The following is a 24,951-nucleotide window of genomic DNA, read 5'->3' as shown; positions in this document are numbered from 1 at the left end:
CCTCCATGTTCTTGGCTGTTACCGGCAACGCCTGGGCCTTACCGGTGGGAGGCGAGGTGTCAGTCGGCAGTGCCACTATCAGCGGCGATGCGACGGTGACGAATATTAGCCAAACCACCCAGAATGCCGCCATCAACTGGCAGGCGTTCGATATTGCCTCGGGAGAGGCGGTGAACTTTCGCCAACCCAACAGTAGCTCGATTACCCTCAATCGGGTGCTGGGGTCAGATCCCTCGACCATCATGGGCACTCTCACTGCAAACGGACAGATCTTCCTGGTGAATCCCAACGGCGTCCTGTTTGGCACCAATTCTTCGGTCAATGTCGGTGGCCTGGTGGCCTCTACACTGGCCATCAGCGACAGTGACTTTGCGGCAGGAATGTACAACTTTATCAGGGCAGGTGACGGCAGTATTGTCAACCAGGGCACGATCAATGCGGATGGCGGCTATATCGCCCTGCTCGGTGCAAATGTCAGTAATCAGGGCACTCTTCAGGCCAATCTGGGTACTGTGGCGCTGGCGGCGGGCGAGGTGATCACTCTCGATGTCGCTGGCGACGGCCTGTTGAACGTGGCCGTCAACCAGGGTGCATTGGATGCGTTGGTGCAGAATGGTGGGATGATCCAAGCCGATGGCGGCAAGGTTCTGATGACCGCTCAATCGGCGGGCGATCTGTTCCAGTCGGCGGTCAACAACATTGGGGTGATCCGCGCCCAAAGCATTGAAAACCGCGAAGGCGCTATCATGCTGACAGGTGACATGCAGAGCGGTACCCTGAACGTTGGCGGTACTCTGGATGTATCAGGTAGCGAAGCCGGTGAGACCGGGGGTAGCGTCACCGCTACGGCCCGCCACGTTGGTCTATTTTACGCAGAGATTGATGCGTCCGGCGATGCTGGCGGCGGCGCCGTGCTGATCGGCGGTGGCTACGAGGGTAAGGACCCTTCGGTGCAGAATGCCAGCGCAACTTACATGAGCGCTGACAGCACTATTAACGCCAATGCCAACACCAGCGGTGACGGCGGCACGGTCGTGCTATGGGCAGATAACTCAACCCGCGCCTACGGCAGCATTAGCGCCCGCGGTGGCGCGCAATCGGGTGACGGTGGCCTGATCGAGACCTCCGGCGGCTGGCTAGACGTGGCGGATATCAGGATAGACACCCGTGCACCCAATGGCACCGTGGGCATGTGGTTGCTTGACCCGGCCGATATCACCATCTCCAATGCGGCAACTTCCGATGCCACAATAAACGGCAATGTCTTTGAACCCAACTCCGGGGTCAACGAGGCCAATATCAGTATCGCCGACCTTGTCACTGGCCTGGGCAGTAGCAACATCACTGTGACCACGGAAAACAGCGGGGCTAGCGGCACCGGTAACGGCGATATCACCGTTATGGATGCCATCACCTGGACCGATCAGACTACTCTGACCCTTAACGCTGATCGTGATATCAATATCAGCGCGGCGATTACCGGCACTGACGGTAGCCTGGTAGCCAACGCTGAACGTAATGTGAACGTCGATGCTGCCGTCACCACCACCACTGGCAACCTCACCTTCGACGCGAAAAATGATGTGACGCTGGCGGCTGCTGCAACGATCACCACTGGTAACCTGACGGCGCTCGCCGGGCAGGATGTCAATGTGGGTGCCGATGTGACCGTGACGACCGGCGATGTCATTTTGGTTGCTGACAATGACGGTACCGGACCGGGGGCTGATGCAGGCACCGTCCTGATTACCTGCGGCATCAATTGCATCACCATCGGTACGGGCGATCTGAGCATTCGCTTCAATCCCGCTAGTTACGCTACCACCGGTGCCGAAATCCAAGCCTACGACGATAATCTTACCGGTGGCGGAGAGTTGGATGCCAAGGCCTGGGTATTCGGCCTGGGCGAAGACAAGGTGTACGACGGAACGCGTGCCGCTACCGTCAGCGGCCTTGAACCTGATATCACCAGCGCACAGCCCCCCGTTTCACTAGACACGACGAGCAATGCCCTGTTCGATACCAAGGATGTGGGCGACGAGAAGCTGATTACGTATGAAACCAGCTTTGCTGATGAAACCTACGCTCTCTTTGCCCCCTTCGGTACTACGGAGGGAACCTATGTCACCCGGGCGGATGTCACCCCAGCGCCGCTGACCATTACCGCTAATGATGGCACCAAGGTCTTCGGAGAAACTTATCCGCTTTCGCCACAAGCGTTTACCTCTGATGGGCTGGTGAATGCGGAAACAGTGACCAGCGTCACGCTAACCAGTGACGGCACAGTTGCCACGGCCAGTGTGGATGGCAGCCCTTATGCGATTACGCCCGCTGATGCTAACGGTGGCACTTTCGATTCTGACAACTACGACATCAACTACGTCGATGGGACGCTGTTGGTTACCGCTGCGATGGTCGATCCGGTTGATCCAACTCCAGATCCAGTTGAGCCAACTCCAGATCCAGTTGATCCAATTCCCGATCCGGTTGAGCCAACTCCCAATCCGGTTGATCCAACTCCAGTTCCAGTTGAGCCAACTCCAGATCCAGTTGATCCAATTCCCGATCCGGTTGAGCCAACTCCCAATCCGGTTGATCCAATTCCCGATCCGGTTGAGCCAACTCCCGATCCGGTTGAGCCAACTCCCGATCCGGTTGACACGACTGTTCCAGGAGACACGACTGATCCGATAGATCCCAGCACTACTGACCCCAGCACTACTGACCCCAGCACTACTGACCCCAGCACGACAGATCCAAGCACCACCAACCCTGATGGATCAGAGCCGAGCTTGCCGTTGGCAACAGCATTAGCATTGTCTGAATTGCCTGAAGAGGCCCTCAGGCCAGTTATCTCTTTTCAAGATGAGAACGGCGACTTGCCCGAGAATATCAGCGAAGGGCTAGCGCTGACCTTTGCGACCGCCGCCGTTAATATGCCTACATCGCAGCTAGAGCGCCTGGATTTGACAGCGGAAATCGACCTCGCGCCGCCCATCGATGCCTATGTGCCGCCAGTCTATGAGCCCAAGCAAGATCGCTTTTAAACCTGAGATATTAGGAAAATAAACGGCTACCAGCGCTATCAAGGCGCTGGTAGCCGTTGTGCATGACCTAACCGTTGAAAAATGCCGCAGGAGGCATGTCCTTGAATCGATTGAAAACCCTATGTCTATGGTGGCTAATAATTGCTTTTATCGTACCTCAAGCTGCTCAGGCAAATTCCCATGACGCCTCAAATTCAGCGCTACGATTCACCGTTGAACATGCATCAGAGCAAGTGAAAGCCATAGTTAACTGGATTATCGATTCAGAGGATAATCTCGGCATGCCCTATATGATTATTGACAAGCGAGAGGCAAAGGTTTTCATGTTCAATGCCGAAGGCCAACTCCGTGGAGAGTCATCCGCCTTGCTAGGAATGGCGGTGGGGGACGATTCAGTGCCGGGTATTGGTGAGCGTGCTCTGGCGAGCATTCTTCCGGAAGAGCGTACGACGCCAGCAGGACGCTTTGTAGCTTCGTTAGGACGCAACCTCAAGGGTGGCGAGATACTCTGGATAGATTATGAAACCGCCATTTCCCTTCATCCGGTCGTAGCCGGCACCCCCAGGGAGCGCCGGGAGGAGCGACTGGCGTCACCTCATGCAGACGACAAGCGGATATCCTATGGCTGCATCAATGTGCCCAAAACGTTTTATACAACCTTGGTAAGCACCGCATTCAAGAACTCGAATGGCATCGTCTATGTGCTGCCTGAAACACGCCCGAATCACGCTGTTTTTGAATCCTACTACAAGGTAGAGTGAGGTGATGAGTGGCTAATCGCTCCTTTGCCATTTTAGAATCTTAATGTTTTTGCTTAACTCACCTAATGATCTTCTAGCTTGATTGCAACATAATGCTGGGGAAGGTGCGCCTTACGATATCAATGCACCCATCGGGCAGATCGCCGATATGCTGACACTCCGCATCGGCTTACTTTTTTTCAGACATCGGGGCTTACAACCGGAGAGGAGGGCGAGAGTTCTTGGGTCGCCCCATAACCTTCCTGCTTCGACACGCCTTCACTAGACAGCGGCTAGTCCGATGCCCCGCTCCAGTCGCTCAACAGGCTACCCCCGCCAGCCTGGCGGTTCGGATATTCCTGGCTGCATTGTGATCACGGTCAGTAGGTTCACCACAACCATTGCAGTGCCAGTGTCGTTGCGAAAGGGGCAGCTTTTCGATCTTGTGCCCGCAGCCGTGGCACAGCTTGCTGCTAGGAAACCACTGGCTCACTTGCACCAGTTGCAGACCTGACCAACTCGCCTTGTACTCAAGCTGGCGGATGAACTCACACCAGCCCGCATCGCTGATCGCTTTAGCGAGATGTTTGTTTTTGATCGTGCCGGTGATGTTCAGCGACTCAACGCACAACACTTGGTTTTCGTTAATCAGAGCGCGAGAGGTTTTTTGGAGAGCATCAGAGGCAGTTCAGCAAACCTGCCACCACAGTGTCTGAACAACTTGCCTTGCTCAAGGCGCGTGGCCTGCAAATAAATGACGAAGCTCGCGCTAGGCTTTTCCTGGAAGCAGTGAGTTTTTCCGCCTAACGCCTTATATGCGGCCTTTCCAAATCTCTGATGATGCTGACAATAGGTTTCGAAAGGGCATAGGGCTTCGTCAACTGAGCCGCCTGTATGACTTTGATCGGCGTTTGCGGTGATGCCGTCGAACGGTTAGAGGTCGCCACCAGAGCAGCTATCTCAAACCACATGGGCCCCACCTACGGCGCCCATTGGTACTTGAGCATTCAGCTTTTCAAGAACCGTTATGATCATGAACGTTTACTAAAAAGCATCGATAGCACCCAACGCAATGCGTTGAAGGACTACCAGCGTGAGGCGGCACGTATTGAAAGACTGACGCAAGCCGACCAGCAAAGGAAAAAACAGCTACTTAAGCGCCGCGCTCAGGAAAGCTATGCACGCGAACCCAGACTTATGCCTGGGTGGGCAATGCTTGAAGAGCTGACGCTGGGTGAGCTGTCTCACCTCTACCAAGGCTTGGCTAAAGATATTGATCGAAAAGTCATTGGTCGTCGCCTAAACGTTCCTGCGCCTCTACTGGAGTCTTGGCTACACACGTTAACCTCTGTGTGTAAGATCTGTGCTCATTATTCGAGGCTGTGGAATCGTGAACTCGGTATCAAACCCGAAATTCCCAAACAGCGAAGCTTTTCCTGGCCAGAGTATTTACGCCGTGGCACTTCACACACCCGGATAAGTGTGGTGCTGGCAGCGCTCCATCATCTAATGCAGCAGGTAAGCCCCCCATACTCGCTGGCACGAAAGGTTGGCCAAGCTATTGCAAATTCCCAGAGATATCGCACGAAGCTATGAGTATGCCAATTGGCATACTCATAGTTTGGCGTGTACACTTCCGGCAAAAACTAATTAGAATTAGCATAATGTGTCGATTTTCCTAATGCGACGGGTAAGTAAGTGTTTGCACGTTCAAAGTCGATAAGTCAGTGTATGTATACGGGGGAAGTTTGGATGTCTTAAAACGAAGACGCCTTAAGCCCCGCATAATAAAGGTTGCGGCTACCGCTAGAATTGAAACAACGGTCGCATACACACTTTAAAATGCATGGCTAAATGATTCCTTATACGCTTCCAATAAATGGTGTTATTTTTTAATAAGCTGCGGTTTATTAAAAGTTTTTGCTACTTAGTTTCTTAAATAGATGTAATCAGCCCAGTCCTGCATCATTGCCCTGCGCTTTTCAAAAAGATCACCACGCCGATAGGCGGCTTCTACCTTGTTTTCTATAGCATGCGCTAACGCCATCTCAGCAACGTCGCGTGGATAGCTTGTCACCTCACCTGTCCAGTCGCGAAAACTTGAACGAAAGCCATGAGGTACATAGTTGCCTTTGTCACCGCTTGGGCCGTAACCAAGGCCTCGCATAAACTGCAGCAGTGACATGTTTGAAAGAGGGCGACCAGGTTTCATGCCCGGAAAAACAAATGAATTGCCTTTAACGCTTGGAAGGTTAGATATCAGCGCTAAAGCTTGGTGGGAGAGGGGGATACGGTGTTCGCGGCTAGCTTTCATGCGCTTAGCAGGAATTGTCCACGTAGCGTTAACAAGATCAATTTCATGCCATTCAGCATTGAGAACTTCCGACGTTCGTGTTGCTGTCAGTATCAGCAACTGCAGCGCTTTTGATGACATGCTGCTGTAATCTTGTGCAGCCACCATGAATTTAGCCACTTGTTCGTAGGGCATTGCAGGGTGATGAGTAACCATCTGAACCTTAGATGGTTTTGCCAACAGTTTATCTAGATGACCACGCCAACGAGCTGGGTTGGCTTCATCGCGATATTTGTGTGCTGAAGCAAAGTCCAGCACATTCTCAATTCGGCCTTGAACACGCTTTGCGGTTTCAGTTTTAGTTGACCAAATAGGACTAAGTATATTGAGTATGTGGTGGGTGTCGATCTCATCAACAGGCATTTCGCCAATGACTGGTCTTGCGTAAGTCTTTAATGTACTAACCCATTGTCGAGCGTGCTTAGCATTTCGCCAGCTACGACGGTGCGACTGAATATAACGTGCAGCGCAATTTGTAAACGTAGGGGTCGACTGTTGCTGCTTTTCCAGCTCGCGAGCATGAATTGGGTCAGTGCCTTCTTTGGCCATCTTTCTATAGTTTTCTGCTTTACGACGTGCCTCAGCTAAGCCAGTGTTAGGGAAATTGCCAAGCCCCATTTCTCGGCGCTTACTTCTTAAAGTAAATCTAAGTACCCATTTCTTAGCTCCACTTTTAGATACAACTAGACGTAACCCGCCACCATCTTCATGTTTGCCCGGTTCAGCAGTAGCAACTTTGCGTGGGCTGAGCTTGTGTATTGCCACGGCGTACCTCTCTAATAAATGGGGATCAGTCCCCCAAGTAGTCCCCCATATGTTAAAGATTACCATAGACTTCAATAGACAAAGATGCAATTCAACCCTATGATTTTGTTTAAGATTGGATATTTCAGTAGATGATAGTGGATATCAATCTAGCGGACTCCCCCTCCGCCAAAGAATATAGAAGAAGCCCGCTGAGAAATCAGCGGGTTTTTTTATGCCTGTTTTTTTAGTTACCCACATGCGGTTTGCACGATGTTAGGAGCTAATAATGGCCACTCAGTATATGGCTGCCGTTCCCAAAGGCGAATTTCACGCTAGTGTTGGTAGTCTTGCTGAGCAGTGGTTTGAAATCTCCCCAGCGCTGGATATGTCGTTTTTGGGCCTTTGATGCAAAGAGGCCTATTTTTCAGCTGCGTGGAGCAATCGCCTAACACTTATGAATCTTCTGCCTTTCAATTCCGTACCATCCACGGCCTCCTGATCACCCTTTAAACGGTGATCAGGAGGCCACGGTGAGTCTGGTATCAGTTTCCTTTAAAAGGGAAATATGCCACTGAAACCGATACCTGCGACGACAACGATGACAACAATGATAACCACGATCGTAGTAGTAGACGGCATGTTTCTCTTCCTTTGAGATATGAGTGTCAATGAAGCGTAGTCGCCATTGGTACGTTTCGCACACCTTCGTTTTATTAAGGGCTCTCTTTGCTGAGTGCTTTCCCCAAACTGGCAAAATAGGCGCTGAACAGCGCGTTGATGCGTTCCCGCTGTTCTCCTTGTGGGTACAGGCCGTGTTCTGCCTCGGGAGAGGTTTTTGTGCCTTTCACCAGGAAGTGGTTTTTGATGGTGGCGTCTTGCACGAAAGCTTCAAAGGCCCGGGCGCATAGCTCTTCTGGCTTGCTGTAATACAGCTGGCCTTGTGCTTTGTCCATGATGGCTGAGTGGTTGAAAAGCGCGCTAGGCTGCTGTCCGTCGGGGTGAAGCAGAATGGCGTGGAAGCAGGCGAGTAAGCGCTGGTTGAGCGGGTGGTTAATGGGAATAGCATCTGCTAGCCATGCCGCCGAGGCGAAGGCGCTAGCGGGCATGTTGTTAAAACACTTCTGGGCAATGTAATGATCGAAGGCGTGAAACCATTCGTGGGCAATACTGCCAGGTCCTGCGTTCTTGGCTAGCGAAAAGCTGCGCTGGCTGGGGTCGTAATGGGCTGAAACGCCGGGCCTGCCGCCGCTACCGTACTGCAGGGCTAACGAGCCACGCAGGGAAATCAGCGCTTCATTGCCATGCAGTATCAGCATTAAATCACATAGGGCATCGTGAAAAAGCTCGGCGGCGCGGTCGCGTTCGGCGGTGGTCACCCAGCGGCCTATTTCAATCGAACGAAAATCGAACTGGCGACGGATCAGGGCAAAACTGCTGGCACGCTCTGGGCGGTGCATTGGCCCTTGGCGATAAAACTCTCGCGCTTCAATGCTCACGGCGTCTCGCTAGAATAAAAGGGGAGTCACTGGTCTATCTTATCTAAGGCGCTTTGCCTTGCAACCAAGAAAACTTGCCCCAAGGTAAAGTAGTGAACGCAAGAAACTATTGCGCTTTTCACAATTAGGAGTCATCTGATGAGCAAGCGTATTTTGGTGGTGCTGACCTCTCACGATCAGCTAGGAGATACCGGCGAAAAAACCGGCTTTTGGTTAGAAGAGCTAGCGGCGCCGTACTATATCTTTAAAGACGCGGGTGCAGAAGTGACACTGGCCTCGCCAAACGGTGGCCAGCCGCCGCTTGACCCGAAAAGCGACGCAGACGATAGCCAGACCGATGAAACGCGGCGTTTTAAGCAAGATGATGAAGCGAATGCGGCGCTAGCCGCGACGCATCGCCTTAGCGATATGAATGCTGATGATTTCGATGCTGTGTTTTATCCGGGCGGCCATGGCCCGCTGTGGGACTTGGTGAACGATAAAGATTCTATCCAATTGATTGAAAACTTTATTGCCCAAGGCAAGCCCGTGGCATCGGTGTGCCATGCGCCCATCGTGTTGATTAATGCAAAAACCAGTAGTGGTGAGCCCCTGGTGAAAGGGCGCCAAGTCACAGGCTTTACCAACGGCGAAGAAGATGCCGTGGGGCTGACGGCGATTGTGCCGCATTTGGTGGAAAATGCGTTGCAGCAGTGTGGCGGCATTTACAGCAAGGCGGACGACTTTGCGGTTTACGTGCGTGAAGACGGCCAATTGATTACTGGCCAAAACCCGCCTTCCTCAGCGGCCACCGCTGAAGCGCTTATGGCGTGGCTGGCGCGTTAACCAATACGCTTTTAGTGCAGGAAACTATGACGGCGGGCACTATGCTCGCCGTTTTGCATTTATTCAGCGTCGCTTGGGAAGTTTAACAACGGCCTATTTAAAAACGATAGCTTAGTGTTACCCCGGTGAGAGCTTGCCAATCGCTGCCTAGCTCATCAACAATCGGGCTGTCGGCAGCGCTGCCAGTGAGATACGCCGCGCCAACAAAGCCAGTGGCTGTCCATTCAGGGGTGAGAGCGTAACTAAGGCTAGTATTTACTCCCATTCGCCAATAGCCACCATCTGGCGTGTAGGCAGCCATACCGCTGCGAAGGCTGTCTTGAGTGGAAACAGCGAACAGCGATTCGGTCCATTTCTCGTTTGAATAGGTAACGCTGGGCGTTATCGTAAAGAGCGTCCGTTCGCTAACGGGCATGCGCAGGGCGGCATTGGCTGAAAATTTTGCCCCTTCAACATCGCCGCTTACCGGCGTGCTGCCTGCAACGCTATAACGCCAAAACCCTTGCTGATAGCTAACCCGTAAGCCCAGCGTTGCGCCACCATCGACTTCTTCAAACTGGCTGATATCGCCTTTATTGTCTCGTCCAAAGGTGTAGCCAATAAACGGAGACGCGGTCCAGTTGCCGTTACGGATAGCGTGCCACTCAATCCCGTTGCGTAAGTTGATCGAGAGCTGGTCGCCATAAGTTAGGTTAACAACGGGCAATGGCCGTGTTTCATAATCGTTACTACCTAGATAGTCAGGTGCATAGGTAACTCCTGCGCCTACGCTGCCTTCCCAGCTGTCGCCCCAGGCTGGCGCGGATATCACGATGCTAAAGGCAGCCGCTAGCAGCGGAGTTAGTCGACGAGAAGGCTGGTACTGATAAGCGGAAGGCTTATAAGCAGTGCATTGCTGCACGAGGTTGGTAGGGGGCATGGTCACGGTAGCGTCCTTTTAATTATGCAAACGTGCGTGATTGTATGTTTTTGTTTCAAGACACTGCAAGCGAACTAAAGGTTTGTTTGGCCCATGACACGAAACTATTTTCTGTTTTATAGCGTAGGTTGGATAACTCAACGGCTACAGGGCGAATTTTGTGCGTATAGCGGAGGGAGACGTTAAAAGGAAGCAGGCAGGGAATACTTGTGGTGCACAAAGACACATGAATTGGATATTTGTGAAGAAAGATCGAGTAAGACCCAATAATCCCCCGGCCAGTGCACTGGCCGGGGGGTTATTACACTAGTTCTTCGTTATGCTATTTCTTCGCTTTTTTTGGCTTTGCAGCTTTTTTGTCTTTGTCATTAGCAGGAGCATTATCAGGCTTGTCGCTATCAGGCTTGTCGCTATCAGAGGTATCGCCATCAGGCTTGTCGCTGCCTTGGTGGCTAAGCGGACTGGCTTGGTCAAGCCGCGGGTGGTTGTCTAGGAATTCCCGCTGAAGGTCAGGCAGGGCGTCGAGTGCTTTCAACGTGTGGGTTAGCGCGTGAATTGCCGCTAGCACATCCTGAGTATTGCCGGTTTCGGAAATGGTGTGCATGTTGCGAATCGGAAAGCCGATCGACGTGGCTGCGCTGTCGATAGACGCTAGCACGCCTGCCATGCCGTCAGTGCCAGTATCCACGCCGACAATATCCCGTTGCAGGGGAATATCCTGCTTTTTAGCGGCGCTGGCGATAATGCGGTTAAGTTGTTCGCTGGCAATAGAGCCTACCGCCATGGTGAAACCTTTGCCCATTTCTAGCGACTGCATTCGCTTGTCGCCAATGCCGGGGGCGGCCACGTAGTCGTGGTTAACGTCGACACCAATCAATGCGTCTGGCTTTAGTTCGCCAGCTAATACGCGGCTGCCAAAACGGCCAATTTCTTCGTAGCTGGCAATGGCAAATAGCACGCGTACTTTTTTGGTGCCGCCAGCTTCAGCGATTAGCTTTGCTACTTCTGCGGTGACAAAGCAGCCCAAGCCGTTATCCAGGTAAGCGCCGTAGAAGGTGTTTGGGCTAAAGCCAGGGCGAATAGGACGGTCGAAGATAATTGAATCGCCTGGGCGAACGCCCAGATTCAGCACCTGCTGCTTTTTGTTTTCGCCGTGGATCTGTAGGTCCAGGTAGATCTGCTCTTTTTTGATGCCTTTGCTGCCATCGCGCTGCGCCGGGTCAGAAAAGTGAATAGCGCCAAGGGCTTCTACCGTGCCGCCTTGAATGCAGCGGTAGCTGCCAGAGGCGTCTGGGTCTTCGCTGAACAGCTTCACTTCATGGCCGATAAGCACGGTAGGCAAGAAGGAGTCGGTGTTGATCCAGATTTTGCCGTCTTCGCCAATCGAGCGAACCTGCATGCGGATTTTGTCCGCATGGCCGATGATCATCACTTTAAACATGTCATCGCGGCCAGGGTGGGTGTCCAGTACTACACCAGCGTTGCCTTTAAATTGATGCAGATGCCAGTCACTTGGCGCGAAGCTGTCAAAGTAGGGTTTCAGTACGCCGTAGGTCATGGCACCTTCTAGGCCTACGGGACTCGGGGCGGCAAGAATGTCGCGCATTATGTTGAACTGCGCGTCGGGCATTGGCTGCGTCCAGGGTTTGGCGCTGTTGCTCATGTTAAGCACTCTCCGTTGGGTGTTTATCGCTATCTAGTCTGCCAGATTCTTGATGCAGATGCGCTGATTGTACCTACCACGTTTGGGCGATGGTGCCGTGGACTTATCCGCGTATGATTAATTCATTAAAAATGAATATAAAAATTCTGGCGATACAAACGGCAGCGCCTTGACGAGGAAGTGTTTATGACCACTGCTAGTCTTCAATCTCAGCGCTTTAAAGTATTGTTGGCTGGTGTTTTTAGCCAAATCCTATGCATTGGTGTTGCGCGCTTTGCTTATACCCCGTTACTGCCGATGATGCAGCAGCAGAGTTGGCTTAACGATGCCAATGGCGGTTGGCTGGCAGCGCTCAACTATGCGGGGTATATGCTAGGTGCGGTACTGGCGGCGTCAATTCGAACGGTGTATCTCAAAGACACGCTGTTTAGGATTGGTTTGCTACTGGCGGTGCTGAGCACAGCAGGTATGGCCCTAACGGAACACTTTTGGCTCTGGGCAGGGCTGCGCTTTATTGCAGGGCTGTCGAGTAGCGGTTCCATGCTGCTGGCGTCGGGGCTGATTCTGCATTGGCTGATTCAACATCGTCAGCGGGGTGAGTTAGGCATTCATTTTGCGGGTGTGGGCATTGGCATTGTGGTGGCGGCGTTGGCGGTTGAGATAATGCTGGCATTTTCGCTTAACTGGCAGGCCCAGTGGTGGGGCTTTAGTGCGTTGGGTGTTGTGTTGTTAGTGCCTGCCTGGCGATGGTTGCCACGCCCTGTAAAACCCCGGCTTGGCGATACTGCTCACCATGTTGAACCGGCCAGACCGCCCAGCCGTACCTTTATGCGGTTGATGTTGCCAGCCTATTTTTGTGCCGGTTACGGCTATGTGATTAGTGCGACGTTTATTGTGGCGATTGTTGAACGTGAGCCGCTTTTGGCTGGCGCAGGCAATTGGGTGTTTGCATTGGTGGGGTTGGCCGCGGCGCCTGCGGTGATGCTGTGGGACTTAGTGGCTCGGCGTATCGGTTATTTAGGCGCGCTGATTGTGGCCATGCTTATTCAGGCGGTGGGCATTGTATTGCCTGCGATCACGTCAAGCTTGGCTGGCGTGTTATTAAGTGCGGTGCTTTATGGTGGCACCTTCTTGGGCTGTGTGTGTTTGGTGCTTACGATGGCGGGCAGGTTGTATCCGGCTAGCCCCGCCCGATTAATGGGACGAATGACGCTGGCTTATGGCACTGCTCAAATTATTGCCCCAGCGTTAACGGGTATGTTGGCGGAGTCTTTCGGCAATTATTACCTGGGGCTATGGCTGGCCGGTGGTTTTGTTACCTTAGGAGCGCTGTTATTAATCTGGTTGCGGCAGATCGACCAAACCGCTCAGCGGTTAGATGCACAGGCCAAAGCGTTGAAGGTGGCTTGATGTCTACGTGGTGGTAGAGCGGTGGTGTTACTAAGAAGGTGGTGTTACTAAGAAGGTGGTGCCAGCAAAGTGGTGCCAGTAAGAATTTTGGGTTTTAGTTATAAAATCCTCTAGGATAGGCGCTTTTTTCTGACAAGGTAGAAGGTCATGGCGTCTTCTGGGCAACCTCGCATTCAGTGGCTGGGCCGCTGGGGATTTGTGTTGGCAGCCACCGGTTCGGCGGTGGGGCTTGGCAATATTTGGAAATTTCCCTACATCACCGGGGAGTATGGCGGCGGGGCTTTCGTGCTGGTCTATCTAGCGTGCATTTTTGCCGTCGGCGTGCCAGTAATGATGACCGAGATCGCCTTTGGTCGCCGTGGTCGTGGTAGCCCCATTGATGCGATACGCCGCGTCGTCAATGAGTCTGGCCGCTCTTCTGCCTGGTCGCTAATTGGCTGGTTGGCCATGCTCTGCGGCTTTATGATTTTGTCGTTTTATGTCGTGGTAGCGGGCTGGTCGTTCTCATATTTATGGAAAATGCTGACCGGTGGGTTGGCTGGCACCAGCGTTGACGACATGGCAGTGGTGTTTGCCGCCAATAACGCTAACCCATTTACTTTGGGCGGATGGAGCACCTTGGTGACGCTACTCACGATGGTGATTGTGGGAAAAGGTGTTCAGGAGGGCATTGAGAAAAATGTTAGTTGGATGATGCCAGGGTTGGTGCTCATGCTCGTTCTGCTGATTATCTTCGGGGTGTTTTCCGGTGGGTTTGGCGAGGCGGTGAGCTTTTTATTCTCGTTCAATGCATTAAGTCTCTCTAGTGAAGGCATGCTGGCGGCGTTGGGCCATGCTTTTTTCACGTTGTCGCTCGCCTCCGGGGCGATTCTTACCTATGGCAGTTACCTGCCAACAGGTGCCTCGATTGGCCGCACCACGGTAAGCGTGGCGGTGGCCGATACGGTGGTCGCGCTGATGGCGGGTTTGGCGATCTTCCCGGTCATTTTTGCCAACGGAATGGACCCGGGTGAAGGGCCTGGGCTCATCTTTATGAGCTTGCCGTTGGCCTTCCAGGCGATGCCGATGGGCACGCTATTTGGCATTCTGTTTTTCTTAATGCTCTCAATGGCGGCGTTGACCTCGTCTATTTCGATGGTGGAGGCCACGGTCTCGTGGTTATGCGATAACAAAGGCATGACTCGGAAATCAGCGTCCTGGGCGACGGGTATTGTGCTGTGGCTAATCAGCACGCTGGCGATGCTGTCGTTTAATCTGGGGGCTGACTGGACACTGGCGGGTAAAAACTTCTTTGATTGGCTGGATTATTTGACCTCTCGTTGGATGATGCCACTGGGTGGCCTAGGCATGGTACTGCTGGCGGGGTTTGTGCTGAAAAGCGAGACATTCCGCGATGAACTGGGCCTTGCGCCGTTGCCTTATGCACTATGGTTAACCATGGTGCGCTATGTCAGTCCGCTGGGCATTTTGGTTATTTTTGTCGACGCACTGGGCCTTTACCCAGTGTCGTTCGCTGTTCACTGGCCGATACTGCTGGCGGTCTTAGTGTTTTTCGCGCTGGTTGGAGAGGCGTTAAACCCGCGACTGTACCCAGTGTTGCGCTCGCGCTAACCGCTGTTGTTCATGCTTCACCCTGGCGGCCGCAATAGCGCCAGGGTGAGTGCCTGCTTCCATGAGCTCGTCCCAACAGGTGGTGTAACGGTTTGAGCGGTGCGCGCAGCGCAACTGCCATGGCGCTTCCGCATCCGTCATTCCAAACCGAATCGTGCCTTGCCCCATGCGCTTATTGATCGTGTCAATGGTGTTCATTAAGTGAGGGTGTGCTTTGGTGGAGGACTGTAACAGTGAAAGCTGATATTGCTGCGCATCCACTAAGTCCAAAAGCATGACGCCGGCTTTCACAAACTTGAAACCGGGCCGATACATCTGTTCAAGGCCTTCGCGGACAGCCTCTAAAATAATACGGGTATCGTCGCTTGGCGACGTTAGCGGAATCATTGCGCTGGGCGAAAGTTGTGGTTGGTCTTTACGATGGCGGTTGGTCGTTAAAAACAGCAGCACGGCGCGAGTAAGACTTTTTTGCTGGCGCAGTTTTTCGGCACTACGCTGGGCGTGGCGTCGCAGTGCCGCGTGTAGGTCCGCTTTTAGGCTGGTTGCTTTACCAAACGAGCGCGACGTCATGATGCGTTGACGTGGCTGTTCTAGCGCATTCATTTCTAGGCAGGGCGTGCCACCTAGCTCAAGCGCTGTACGCGCGAGTACCACGGAAAATCGCTTCCGCAACTGCTTCGGGTCGCACGCTCGTAACTCCCATGCAGTGTGAATACCGCTCACCGCGAGCCGTTCGGCGATGCGTCTGCCGACGCCCCATACATCACTTACCGGCAGCTGTTTCAGCAGTGCGGCAGTGGTAGGGCTGTTGGCGGTGAGTAGGCAGACCCCTTGATAGTGTGACTGCTTTTTAGCGGCGTGATTAGCAAGCTTGGCAAGTGTATGAGTGGGGGCAAGCCCCACGCAAACGGGCAGCCCTAAATAGCGGCGAATACGCCGGCGCAAAACTTCCCCAAGGGTTTGGCATTGGGCGTCGTTGAAGCCATCCAGGTAGATAAACATTTCATCAATAGAGTATGGCGCGACCTCTGGACAGGAATCCCGAAGTAGCTGGGCAAGCCGTGCAGACATATCGCCATACAGCTCATAGTTAGAAGATAACAGGTGGATTTCTCCACGTCGGCGCAGGCCTTCCAGTTGGAAGGAGGGGGTGCCCATGGGGATTTCCATCGCTTTCATTTCAGCTGAACGAGCAATCACACAGCCATCATTATTAGACATAACGCCAATAGGTTTGCCTTCAAGCGCAGGGTTAAAAACACGCTCGCAGGAAACATAGAAGTTATTGACATCAACAAGGCCGATCATGGCAAATACTCGTGCACCACGGCGCGTACCACGCCCCATAGCTGGCAATTTGTTTCTTCTAGAGGGAGCGGTGGGTAATGGGGGTGTGCCGAACAAAGGTGTGGTGTGCCTTGATAGAGCGCATAACGCTTTATCAGCACTTCTTCGTCAACCATGGCGACCAAAATATGTCCTAATCGCGGCGGTATGCTGCGATCAACCACTAACAAATCGCCTTCGAATATCCCCCAGCCTTCCATACTGTCACCTGTGGCTGTGAGGTAGAACGTGTGGGTGGGATGTTTAATCAGCCGCTCATTGAGATCTAACGTGCGTGGTTCGTAATCTTGAGCGGGTGAAGGAAAGCCGCTAAACCCCGCACGGCCATATAGCGATGGAAAGGGCAGCGGCTGAGATGTTAACGGCAAGGCTGTCGCAGCCATGGTTGTAGCAGACATGGTTGTAGCAGACATGGTTGTAGCAGGTATGGTTGTAGCAGGTATGGTCGTTGCAAAATAGGCGGGTTGAGACGGCATCGTCGGCATCCTCATGAATAAATAGGGTGTTTATAGACTGTTTTTATAGACAGTTTTTATAGACAGTTCTTATGGACTGTTCTTATTAGCTGTATGTATAAACAGTACTTATAGACAGTATTTATTCATGAAGGAAAAATTGCAAGCGCCACCTAAGGCTGGAAGCTTGTAACGCTATTGGCTCAGCGGGCAAGCCACAAGCCAACCACCAAAGCACTTATCACGGTAATTAAGAACACAAGATTGCGAGCGCGGGTGTCACGACGTGGTTTCATAGCCATTTTCCTGTTGGTTATCATCGTTAAGAGCAATACGAGACAGTAGTAGCAAGCGAACGATATCCGCATAAAAGCGGCAGATGCGCTGCGCTTAGCATGGTAACGTTTACGCCGTAGAGCGTCATCTGACGAGTATGACATTGCTCGGTTATCCGGCTTTAAAGAGATCCTGTTTATGAATGAATCGACCCACATCGGTACCGCTGCGCAGTCGCTTTCCCTGGCTAAAGGGCGGCTGGCGGCGCTTAGCTGGGGGCGTAGCACTGCGCCTACCTGGGTGGCGCTGCATGGTTGGTTAGACAATGCGGCAAGTTTCACCCGGCTGGCACCGTTGCTAGTGAAAGCGCTGGATATTCGCATTGTTGCGATCGACTTTCGCGGTCACGGGCATTCGGCCCATGCGCCTGCTGGAAGCGACTACGCGCTATGGGACTATACCCACGATGTGCTGGATACCATGACGTCACTGGAAATCGAAAAGGCGACGCTGCTCGCTCACTCGATGGGAGCAGCAGTGGCCTGCCTGGTGGCGTCGGCACTGCCTGAACGAGTAGAAAAGCTGATCTTGTTAGACGGCTTGGGGGCGCTTAATACGCCTTTAGAAGAAACCGCCAGTCAGTTGCGAAAAGGACTTATCGCCCATCGACGGCCGCTTTCCCGCCCACCTCGCTACCCAGATGTTGAGAGTGCGGTCGCCGCCCGGGTAGCAGGAGGAGTCACACCGCTAGACAGCATTACTGCAACGCCACTTGTCGAACGAAACACCCAGGCTACTGCCGATGGGCACGTGCAAATGCGCACCGATAGCCGTTTATTAAAGCCTTCCTTGGTGCGCTTTACGCCCCAGCAAGTGCTGGCATTACTGGCGGAGATTCAGGCTCCGGTGCTATTGATAGAAGGAGAGCGAGGGATTCTTGGTGCGCGGGACTGGGCGGAAAAAGCGCGCCAAGCGGTGCCACGGTTAACGCGCCAAGTGTTAGCGGGCGGTCATCATTTGCATCTTGATCCCCAGGCCGTTCATCACGTGGCAGGCATAATTAGTCAGCAAGCATAGCGGGTATCTGGTGACCAGCGTTAGGAAGATGGCGATGAAGAAAGTAGCGCATGTTACGGAAAAACCTGTGGCAAGCAGCCGCATAAATGGCGGTAATAATGTCGCCCTGGTATTGGGTAGTGGTGGAGCCAGAGGTTACGCTCATATCGGTGTTATTGAAGCGCTGGAAGCACGCGGCTTCGAAATAATCTCTATTGCTGGTTGTTCCATGGGCGCGCTAATTGCAGGTATTTATGCCGCTGGAAAGCTGCCCGAGTACCGTGAGTGGGTTTGTAACCTGGATTATTTAGATGTGCTTAAGCTGGTCGATGTGACCTGGAGCCCAATGGGTGCCATGCGGGCGAATAAAGTTATGAACAAACTAGAAGAGTTGGTCGGCGATAGGTTAATCGAAGATCTGCCTATTCCCGTAACGACTGTCGCGACGGATCTGGTTCGTCAGCGTGAAGTGTGGTTTCAAAATGGTCCTTTGCTCCAAGCAATCCGTGCCTCTATTGCCGTCCCTGGGGTGATTACACCGGTACATGTTGGTGGTCAGGTGCTCGTTGATGGCGGCTTGCTGAACCCGCTGCCGATAATGCCGATATTAGCCGCCCACGAAGCAGATTTTGTGGTGGCGGTTAACGTGACAGCGCACAGCCCGCAACCGATTACCTTAGAGGAGCTGTTACCCAGCGAAGGCAGCAATGACAGCCGCACCGCGTTAGAACGCGACCGCGATGCCAATATTGGCAGTTGGATGGACGATGTGCGCGCCACTACGCGGCGGCTGTGGGATGGGCTTGGGGGAGGTAATGGCGAAGAGAGTGACATTGACGAGACGGTTGATCTGCACGGTAAGCGCGAGTGGGGCAAGCTCGATATGATTCTAGAGTCGTTTGATATCACTCAGGCGGCGCTCGCAAAGTATAAAATCGCAGGCTATCCGCCGGATGTATTGATCGAAATTCCCAAAACGGTCTGCAGTACTTACGAGTTTCACCGCGCTAAAGAATTAATTCGCCTAGGTCGTCATTTAGCCGATGAAGCGCTGGAGCGACGAATGCCTGGCCTTATTGTCTCGGATGCCTCCGAGTAGCCTTAGCGAAGAGACCGCTTACTGCCCACGCTTGCGCAACAGAATATATACCGCGCCTGTGCCGCCATCGATATCGGTAGCGGAGCAGAACGCCAAGACGCCGGGCCATTCTCTTAACCACGCGTTAGTGTGGCTTTTGAGCACAGGGAAGTCTGATGTGGTGCCCCAGGCTTTGCCGTGTACGACTAGAACGCAGCGCATGCCTTGTGCGGCGGCATCACGCAAAAAGCTCTCAAGCTCTATCCTGGCTTCTTCCAGGGTATAGCCGTGTAAATCCAGCCCCGCCTGCCACGCCGTTTGACCACGCTTTAACTGGCTAAACGTACGCCAGGGCAGGTCGGGCACGCTAAATTCTAAATATTCTGACGGGCGCACCGCCTCAACTCGGCCATCAGACGTGCGCCCGCTGGCTTGCAGCGCGTTGCTTTCTATCGCCGCTTGTCGCCGTGCTTGTAGGGCATCAATATCGTTTCGCTTAAGCTTGCCGGGGTTGGCTTGATTGCTGGCAATACGGCGCACGCCTGCTGCCTGCAGCGCTTGGCGAAAGGCACTGATGTCGTCGTCGTTGGGCAGGTGTCGCGTCATGGTCGGCTCAAATAGAGAAATGAAGTGTTAACAGATAAGCATAATTGAGAAGCGTACAGTATAGCGAGCCTGTTGTTACTGTGAACCGTTACTGTGAATCGCTACTGTGAACCGCTGCTGTGAATCGTCAGTGTTACGAACTGACACTGTGGATCGTGAGCTGTGAACAGAGCGGCGTCAAAGGTACAATCGCATCATGACCTTCTATACGCCAGGAGCCGCTGTGACCACGCACCTTAATGATGAGACCTATCACTCAATGCTTTCGTTGCCGGAGTCGGCATTAGTGAGTGAGCTTTTTACACTGCGCGATTATTTACGCTGGGTCTCCAGCGAATTTTATCTGGCGGGGTTGCACTATGGACACGGCACTGAATCGCCTTGGGATGAGGCCGTTGCACTTTGCTTGGGCGCACTGCACTTGCCGTGGAATGTCGACCCGGCGGTGCTGGATGCACGCCTGCTGCCGTTAGAGCGCGAACGCATTATTCGCTTGGCGCGAGAGCGTGTAACGACTCGCCGTCCGCTACCTTATTTGCTCGGCGAGGCTTTTTTTGCGGGGTTCCCGTTCAACGTTGACGAACGGGTCTTAATTCCACGTTCGCCTATTGCCGAGCTGATTGAAGATGGCTTTGCGGCATGGTTCCCTGAAGAACCGCCTGCTCGGGTATTGGATTTGTGTACTGGCTCAGGCTGTATTGGTATCGCCACTGCATTAGTGCTGCCCACCAGCGAGGTAGCGTTGGCAGATATTAGCCAGGATGCCTTAGCGGTTGCTCGCCAAAACATCACGCGTCACGACGTTGGTGATCGCGTGCGGGCTGTCGAATCCGACGTGTTTGATGGCCTGGAAGGTCAGCGTTTTGATCTGGTCGTATCTAACCCGCCCTATGTTGATGCGCGCGACCTAGCCACCATGCCCGCTGAATTCCGCCACGAACCTGCCTTGGCATTAGGCGCTGGCAGCGATGGTTTAGATATTGTGCGACGCATTCTGCGTGACGCGCATCAGCACTTGACTGACGAGGGCTGGCTGATTGTTGAAGTTGGCAATTCCGACCGCCATGTGGAGGCTGCTTTCCCTGAAGTGCCCTTTATCTGGCTTGAATTCGAGCGTGGCGGCCAGGGTGTTTTTGCCTTGAGCGCCGCTGAACTCGACGCCCATGCGGCGTCTTTTGCGTGAGGAACTAACGCCCATGTCTGGCAATACGTTTGGCAAGCTATTTACCGTTACCACGTTTGGAGAGAGCCACGGTCCCGCGTTAGGCGCTATCGTTGACGGCTGCCCACCGGGTGTGCCGATCAGTGAAGACGACCTTCAGTTGGATTTAGATCGCCGTCGCCCAGGTAGCTCACGGCATACCACTCAGCGCAAAGAACCGGATCAGGTGCGGATTCTTTCTGGCGTGTTTGAAGGCAAAACCACCGGAACGTCGATTGGTTTGCTGATTGAGAATACCGACCAGCGCTCCAACGACTACTCTAAAATCAAAGATCAATTCCGGCCTGCGCACGCTGACTACACGTACCATCACAAGTATGGTCATCGCGATTATCGGGGCGGCGGGCGCTCTAGCGCGCGGGAAACCGCGATGCGGGTTGCCGCTGGCGCTATCGCCAAGAGAGTATTGGCAGCACAAGGGATTCAAATTCGTGGTTACATGAGTCAGTTGGGGCCAATCAGTATCGACTTCAAAACCTGGGACGCGGTAGGCGAAAACGCGTTCTTCTGTCCCGACCCGGACAAAGTGGCTGAGCTTGAAGTCTATATGGATCAGCTTCGTCGCGATCAGGACTCCGTGGGTGCCGAAATCACAGTAATTGCTGACGGTGTGCCGGTTGGGTTAGGCGAGCCGGTATTTGACCGCTTAGATGCTGACCTAGCGCATGGCTTAATGAGCATTAATGCGGTAAAAGGGATAGAGATTGGTGCTGGATTTGGCTGCATTGCCCAGCGTGGTAGTGAACACCGTGACGAAATGACGCCGGAAGGGTTTTTGTCTAATCACGCAGGCGGTGTACTTGGGGGGATTTCCAGCGGCCAACCAATTGTTGCCCGCTTAGCGTTGAAACCAACGTCAAGTATTACCACGCCCGGGCGCTCAATTGATGTACATGGCCAGCCAGTTGAGGTAATAACGAAAGGCCGCCACGACCCTTGTGTCGGTATTCGCGCAACGCCTATTGCCGAGGCGATGATGGCAATCACGTTGTTAGATCATTGGCTACGTCATCGTGGACAGAATGGCGATGTTAGCGTTGATACACCGCGTTTAAAACAACAATAACAGCACGGTGCGCTTAGCGTAACGCTGCTACACTCTAGAAAGATGGTTAAGGAGTTGCCTATGAAAATTAATGTCGAATTTGACCTGACACCGGACGAATTTCGCCAATCATTAGGGCTGCCGGACGTTGAAGCGTTTCAGCAAAGCCTGCTGGAAAATATTCAGCGGCAAATGGAGTCAGGGGTGGATGGTTATGACCCCATGAGTTTAATGCGTCCTTTCATGCAGCAGCCGATGATGCAGCAGGGGGTATCGCAGGGACTGGCTAATTTTGGCACGTACCAACAGATGATGTTGGATATGTTGCGCAAAGCGGGAACCTCGGGCAGCAGTACCGAACAGGGTGGCGATACGAATCAAGGCGAATCCCAGGAGCAAGAGGAAGCTAAGCCAGCAGCGACAGGTAAAAGCGCATCCAGTGCGAGAAGCGCCAAATCGAATGCGGCAGCTTCTTCGCGTTCGCGCGCTAAAGGATAGAAATGTAATGTGAAATGTGTTGTGTTGTAGAGCGTGCTGCTAAGAATGTTGCAAAGCAGCATTGTAGAGATTACTCTTTTTGCAGCGCAGCAATTTTGCCATGTGATGAGCCACTCCAGGCTCATGCCAAGGAACGAGAGACAGGAGCAGACACTATGCAAGATAAAACAATGGACGCCTTCAGCGAGCAAACTCGTAAAATGTTTGAGCCAATGCGTAAGATGAACTCGCTGATGCTCAACAACATGGAAAAGATGACCCAATACCAGCTAGAAGCGATGAAACGCTATAGCCAGATGGGTACCGAACGCATTCGTAGCGCGACTGAAATTAACGATGCAGAAGGCCTGCGTGATTTCGGCACCAAACAAGCCGAAGTGATGAATGAGCTTTCTCAGCAGATGCAAGAAGACGCGCGCGTCATGGGTGAGATGAGCATGCAGTTTAAGACCGAAATGGAAAAGCTATTTAGCGAAGCTGGGCAGAAAATGAACGAGCAAGCGACTGCCGCCGCGAAAGGCGAGCAGCCTGCTAAAGCGACTAGCCAATCTTCACGTAAAAGCTAAACGCAATTATGTTCGCGGCGCCTTCAAGGCGCCGCGTTCTTTTGGATGATGTGCCTGGGCAGAGACTGCCAAGCAGGTGAGGGGAGAGTGAGTATGCTGTCAGAGTGGAAAATGCCGTCTCAAGGTGTTTCTCAAGAAGAGCTGGAAGTATGGAAAACGCAGCTCGATGGTATTGGTGAACAGTACAAAGGCCTGCTTGAGGATTTGCTGTCACGCATTGTTCCTAGTGAAGCTGCTGACTCTGTTCAAAGTGACATGCGCGAAAGCTTTGAAGCTGCCGCTAAGTCACTGATGAGTAACCCCAACCTAATGTGGCAAACTCAGTCACGGTTGTTGCAAGATCAGTGGCTACTGTGGCAACAGGGTGTACGCGCGATGGCTGGCGAGCAGGTGACGCCATTGGTGACACCTGCAAAAGGCGACCGCCGCTTTAAAGACGATGCCTGGACAAAAGAGCCTTACTACTTAGCGATTATGCAGCAGTATTTGCTATTTTCGCAGATGGTAGAGGAACTCATTGAAGGTCTGGATAACTTAGAGCCGACGCAAAAGCGTAAACTGGTGTTTTATGCTCGGCAGTTGGTAAGCGCAATGTCGCCTACTAACTTCGTAGCGACCAACCCTGAAGTTATGCGCTGCACGCTGGAAACTCGTGGTCAGAATTTGGTCGATGGTTTGACACGCTTGCGAGAAGACCTAGCGAATTCCGCTGAAGGTATTAACGTGCGCATGACAGATCGAAGTGCCTTCGGTGTCGGCGATAATATTGCCGTCACCCCCGGTGCGGTGGTGTATGAGAATGAGTTGATTCAGCTGATTCAATATACGCCCACCACGGAAAAAACCTTTAAAACACCGCTATTGATCATTCCGCCGTGGATCAATAAGTATTATATCCTTGACCTGCGAGAAGACAATTCACTGGTTAAGTGGATGGTGGATCAGGGGCATACCGTATTTTTGATTTCCTGGCGTAACCCTGGCCCAGAGCAGCGCGACATTACCTGGGCTGATTATATGCAAATGGGCCCCATCAGCGCGATGGATGCCATTGAACAAGCCTGTGGAGAGAAGTCAGTTAACCTATTGAGCTATTGTGTGGGCGGCACACTAACGGCATCAACGGTGGCTTATCTGACAAGCACGCGACGCGGCCGCAAGGTGAAGTCCGTTACTTACATGGCGACGCTGCAGGATTTCCGTGACCCCGGTGATATTGGCGTATTCCTCAACGAACGCGTTGTTGAAGGAATTGAAAACACGCTAGAAATGAAGGGGTATTTAGATGGCCGCTCGATGGCCTATACCTTTAATTTATTGCGTGAAAATGATCTTTTCTGGTCGTTTTATATCAATAATTACTTAAAAGGTGAGATTCCCGCGGCGTTTGATTTGCTGTATTGGAATACCGATGGTACGAACCTACCAGCAGGTACCCATGCGTGGTACCTACGCCATATGTACTTAGAAAATCGCTTGGTAGAGCCGGACGGCATTGAGTTGGACGAGGTGAAGATTGACCTTCGTAAAATATCTGCCCCAAGCTATTTCGTATCGACGAAAGAAGATCACATTGCTAAGTGGAACAGTACTTATTATGGCGCTCTGTTGCCTAAAGGGCCGGTGACGTTTGTGTTGGGTGGTTCTGGCCATATTGCTGGCATTGTGAACCCGCCGTACAAAAATAAATACGGTTATTGGACTAACGATGCGCTGCCAGAAACACATGAAGCGTGGCAAGAGGGAGCATCGTTTAATGAAGGTTCCTGGTGGCCACACTGGCAGGCATGGGTAACCGAGAACGGCTATGCTGACCCTGATCCAGAAAAAATGGTGACAGCGCGTCAGCCCGGTGAAGGTGAGCTTAGCGTTATTGAAAGCGCCCCTGGGCGTTACGTGAAAATGACAATACCTGAAGTGTTGGGTGAACTTCCTGCCACGGAATGATTTGCCACCATAAAATGATGGGCTGATGAAAAGCCGTTTTTTAT

Annotated in this window: 20 protein-coding genes and 2 pseudogenes; 14 read left to right on the top strand and 8 right to left on the bottom strand. The window is 52.7% G+C overall.

The features are described from left to right. Positions 1 to 5: 5 nt before the first annotated feature. Entirely contained in the window at positions 6 to 3,047 is a 3,042-nt protein-coding gene (locus tag ELY33_RS02190) for a two-partner secretion domain-containing protein (RefSeq protein WP_167470029.1), read from the top strand. 101 nt (positions 3,048 to 3,148) lie between these two features. Next, complete coding sequence (locus ELY33_RS02185; RefSeq protein ID WP_208644187.1) at positions 3,149 to 3,808, top strand: hypothetical protein; 660 nt, start codon at positions 3,149 to 3,151, stop codon at positions 3,806 to 3,808. A gap of 298 nt (positions 3,809 to 4,106) precedes the next feature. Here the strand turns inward: ELY33_RS02185 and ELY33_RS02180 are convergent. Then, positions 4,107 to 4,457: pseudogene (locus ELY33_RS02180) on the bottom strand (RNA-guided endonuclease InsQ/TnpB family protein); the annotation flags it as partial. A gap of 145 nt (positions 4,458 to 4,602) precedes the next feature. Between ELY33_RS02180 and ELY33_RS02175 the strand changes: the two are divergent. Further along, a pseudogene (locus ELY33_RS02175) lies at positions 4,603 to 5,383 on the top strand (Abi family protein). Positions 5,384 to 5,714: 331 nt separating this feature from the next. Here the strand turns inward: ELY33_RS02175 and ELY33_RS02170 are convergent. After that, on the bottom strand, positions 5,715 to 6,995 hold the full coding sequence (locus ELY33_RS02170; RefSeq protein ID WP_244208545.1) for a tyrosine-type recombinase/integrase: 1,281 nt from the start codon (positions 6,993 to 6,995) through the stop codon (positions 5,715 to 5,717). A gap of 178 nt (positions 6,996 to 7,173) precedes the next feature. Between ELY33_RS02170 and ELY33_RS18005 the strand changes: the two genes are divergently transcribed. After that, positions 7,174 to 7,293, top strand: a complete 120-nt coding sequence (locus ELY33_RS18005; protein ID WP_244208544.1) for a CcdB family protein — start codon at positions 7,174 to 7,176, stop codon at positions 7,291 to 7,293. A 307-nt stretch (positions 7,294 to 7,600) separates the two neighbouring features. Here ELY33_RS18005 and ELY33_RS02165 read toward each other — a convergent pair whose 3' ends face one another. Further along, the gene (locus ELY33_RS02165; RefSeq protein ID WP_126943227.1) at positions 7,601 to 8,383 is read right to left on the bottom strand and encodes a CLCA_X family protein; all 783 of its coding nucleotides are present in this window, start codon (positions 8,381 to 8,383) and stop codon (positions 7,601 to 7,603) included. Positions 8,384 to 8,521: 138 nt separating this feature from the next. Between ELY33_RS02165 and ELY33_RS02160 the strand changes: the two genes are divergently transcribed. After that, complete coding sequence (locus ELY33_RS02160) at positions 8,522 to 9,208, top strand: type 1 glutamine amidotransferase domain-containing protein (RefSeq protein WP_126943224.1); 687 nt, start codon at positions 8,522 to 8,524, stop codon at positions 9,206 to 9,208. Positions 9,209 to 9,305: 97 nt separating this feature from the next. Here ELY33_RS02160 and ELY33_RS02155 read toward each other — a convergent pair whose 3' ends face one another. Both ELY33_RS02155 and ELY33_RS02150 read right to left on the bottom strand, forming a co-directional pair. Further along, positions 9,306 to 10,127 (bottom strand): MipA/OmpV family protein, encoded by an 822-nt coding sequence (locus ELY33_RS02155; RefSeq protein WP_126943342.1) that lies wholly within the window; start codon positions 10,125 to 10,127, stop codon positions 9,306 to 9,308. A gap of 322 nt (positions 10,128 to 10,449) precedes the next feature. Next, the gene (locus tag ELY33_RS02150; RefSeq protein ID WP_126943221.1) at positions 10,450 to 11,790 is read right to left on the bottom strand and encodes a M20/M25/M40 family metallo-hydrolase; all 1,341 of its coding nucleotides are present in this window, start codon (positions 11,788 to 11,790) and stop codon (positions 10,450 to 10,452) included. A 186-nt stretch (positions 11,791 to 11,976) separates the two neighbouring features. On the opposite strand from ELY33_RS02150, the gene ELY33_RS02145 reads away from it, so the two are divergent. Next, positions 11,977 to 13,200, top strand: a complete 1,224-nt coding sequence (locus ELY33_RS02145; RefSeq protein ID WP_126943218.1) for a YbfB/YjiJ family MFS transporter — start codon at positions 11,977 to 11,979, stop codon at positions 13,198 to 13,200. Between the two features lie 147 nt (positions 13,201 to 13,347). Next, the gene (locus tag ELY33_RS02140; RefSeq protein WP_126943215.1) at positions 13,348 to 14,811 is read left to right on the top strand and encodes a sodium-dependent transporter; all 1,464 of its coding nucleotides are present in this window, start codon (positions 13,348 to 13,350) and stop codon (positions 14,809 to 14,811) included. Here ELY33_RS02140 and ELY33_RS02135 read toward each other — a convergent pair. Both ELY33_RS02135 and ELY33_RS02130 read right to left on the bottom strand, forming a co-directional pair. Continuing rightward, on the bottom strand, positions 14,773 to 16,119 hold the full coding sequence (locus ELY33_RS02135; protein WP_126943212.1) for a Y-family DNA polymerase: 1,347 nt from the start codon (positions 16,117 to 16,119) through the stop codon (positions 14,773 to 14,775). The two genes, ELY33_RS02140 and ELY33_RS02135, sit on opposite strands and share 39 nt — an antisense overlap. Further along, positions 16,116 to 16,556, bottom strand: a complete 441-nt coding sequence (locus ELY33_RS02130; RefSeq protein ID WP_126943339.1) for a LexA family protein — start codon at positions 16,554 to 16,556, stop codon at positions 16,116 to 16,118. The genes ELY33_RS02135 and ELY33_RS02130 overlap by 4 nt, the downstream gene beginning before the upstream one ends. A gap of 531 nt (positions 16,557 to 17,087) precedes the next feature. Here ELY33_RS02130 and ELY33_RS02125 point away from each other — a divergent pair. Together ELY33_RS02125 and ELY33_RS02120 are read left to right on the top strand one after the other, a co-directional pair. Next, positions 17,088 to 17,966 carry an alpha/beta fold hydrolase gene (locus tag ELY33_RS02125; RefSeq protein ID WP_126943209.1) on the top strand — a complete coding sequence of 293 codons (879 nt, stop codon included), beginning with the start codon at positions 17,088 to 17,090 and terminating at the stop codon, positions 17,964 to 17,966. A 34-nt stretch (positions 17,967 to 18,000) separates the two neighbouring features. Continuing rightward, positions 18,001 to 19,044, top strand: coding sequence for a patatin-like phospholipase family protein (locus ELY33_RS02120; RefSeq protein ID WP_126943206.1), 1,044 nt, complete (start codon positions 18,001 to 18,003; stop codon positions 19,042 to 19,044). 18 nt (positions 19,045 to 19,062) lie between these two features. On the opposite strand, the gene ELY33_RS02115 is transcribed toward ELY33_RS02120, so the two are convergent. Continuing rightward, positions 19,063 to 19,629 (bottom strand): Smr/MutS family protein, encoded by a 567-nt coding sequence (locus tag ELY33_RS02115; RefSeq protein ID WP_126943203.1) that lies wholly within the window; start codon positions 19,627 to 19,629, stop codon positions 19,063 to 19,065. Positions 19,630 to 19,852: 223 nt separating this feature from the next. Here ELY33_RS02115 and prmB point away from each other — a divergent pair, with 223 nt between their 5' ends. The 5 genes from prmB to phaC all read left to right on the top strand — a co-directional run bounded on the left by prmB (position 19,853) and on the right by phaC (position 24,907). After that, positions 19,853 to 20,812, top strand: a complete 960-nt coding sequence (prmB, locus tag ELY33_RS02110; protein WP_126943200.1) for a 50S ribosomal protein L3 N(5)-glutamine methyltransferase — start codon at positions 19,853 to 19,855, stop codon at positions 20,810 to 20,812. Positions 20,813 to 20,825: 13 nt separating this feature from the next. After that, a complete protein-coding gene (aroC, locus tag ELY33_RS02105; RefSeq protein ID WP_126943197.1) occupies positions 20,826 to 21,917 on the top strand; it encodes a chorismate synthase in 1,092 nt (363 codons plus the stop codon). A gap of 60 nt (positions 21,918 to 21,977) precedes the next feature. Next, the gene (locus ELY33_RS02100) at positions 21,978 to 22,394 is read left to right on the top strand and encodes a hypothetical protein (RefSeq protein WP_126943194.1); all 417 of its coding nucleotides are present in this window, start codon (positions 21,978 to 21,980) and stop codon (positions 22,392 to 22,394) included. 155 nt (positions 22,395 to 22,549) lie between these two features. Further along, a complete protein-coding gene (locus tag ELY33_RS02095) occupies positions 22,550 to 22,960 on the top strand; it encodes a phasin family protein (RefSeq protein ID WP_126943191.1) in 411 nt (136 codons plus the stop codon). 93 nt (positions 22,961 to 23,053) lie between these two features. Beyond that, a complete protein-coding gene (phaC, locus tag ELY33_RS02090) occupies positions 23,054 to 24,907 on the top strand; it encodes a class I poly(R)-hydroxyalkanoic acid synthase (protein WP_126943187.1) in 1,854 nt (617 codons plus the stop codon). The last annotated feature ends 44 nt before the right edge of the window (positions 24,908 to 24,951 follow it).

Origin of the sequence: Vreelandella andesensis (assembly GCF_003989795.1) — a bacterium.
In the GTDB taxonomy this organism is placed as follows: Bacteria; Pseudomonadota; Gammaproteobacteria; order Pseudomonadales; family Halomonadaceae; genus Vreelandella; species Vreelandella andesensis.
This window is presented reverse-complemented; position numbering and strand designations above follow the sequence as displayed.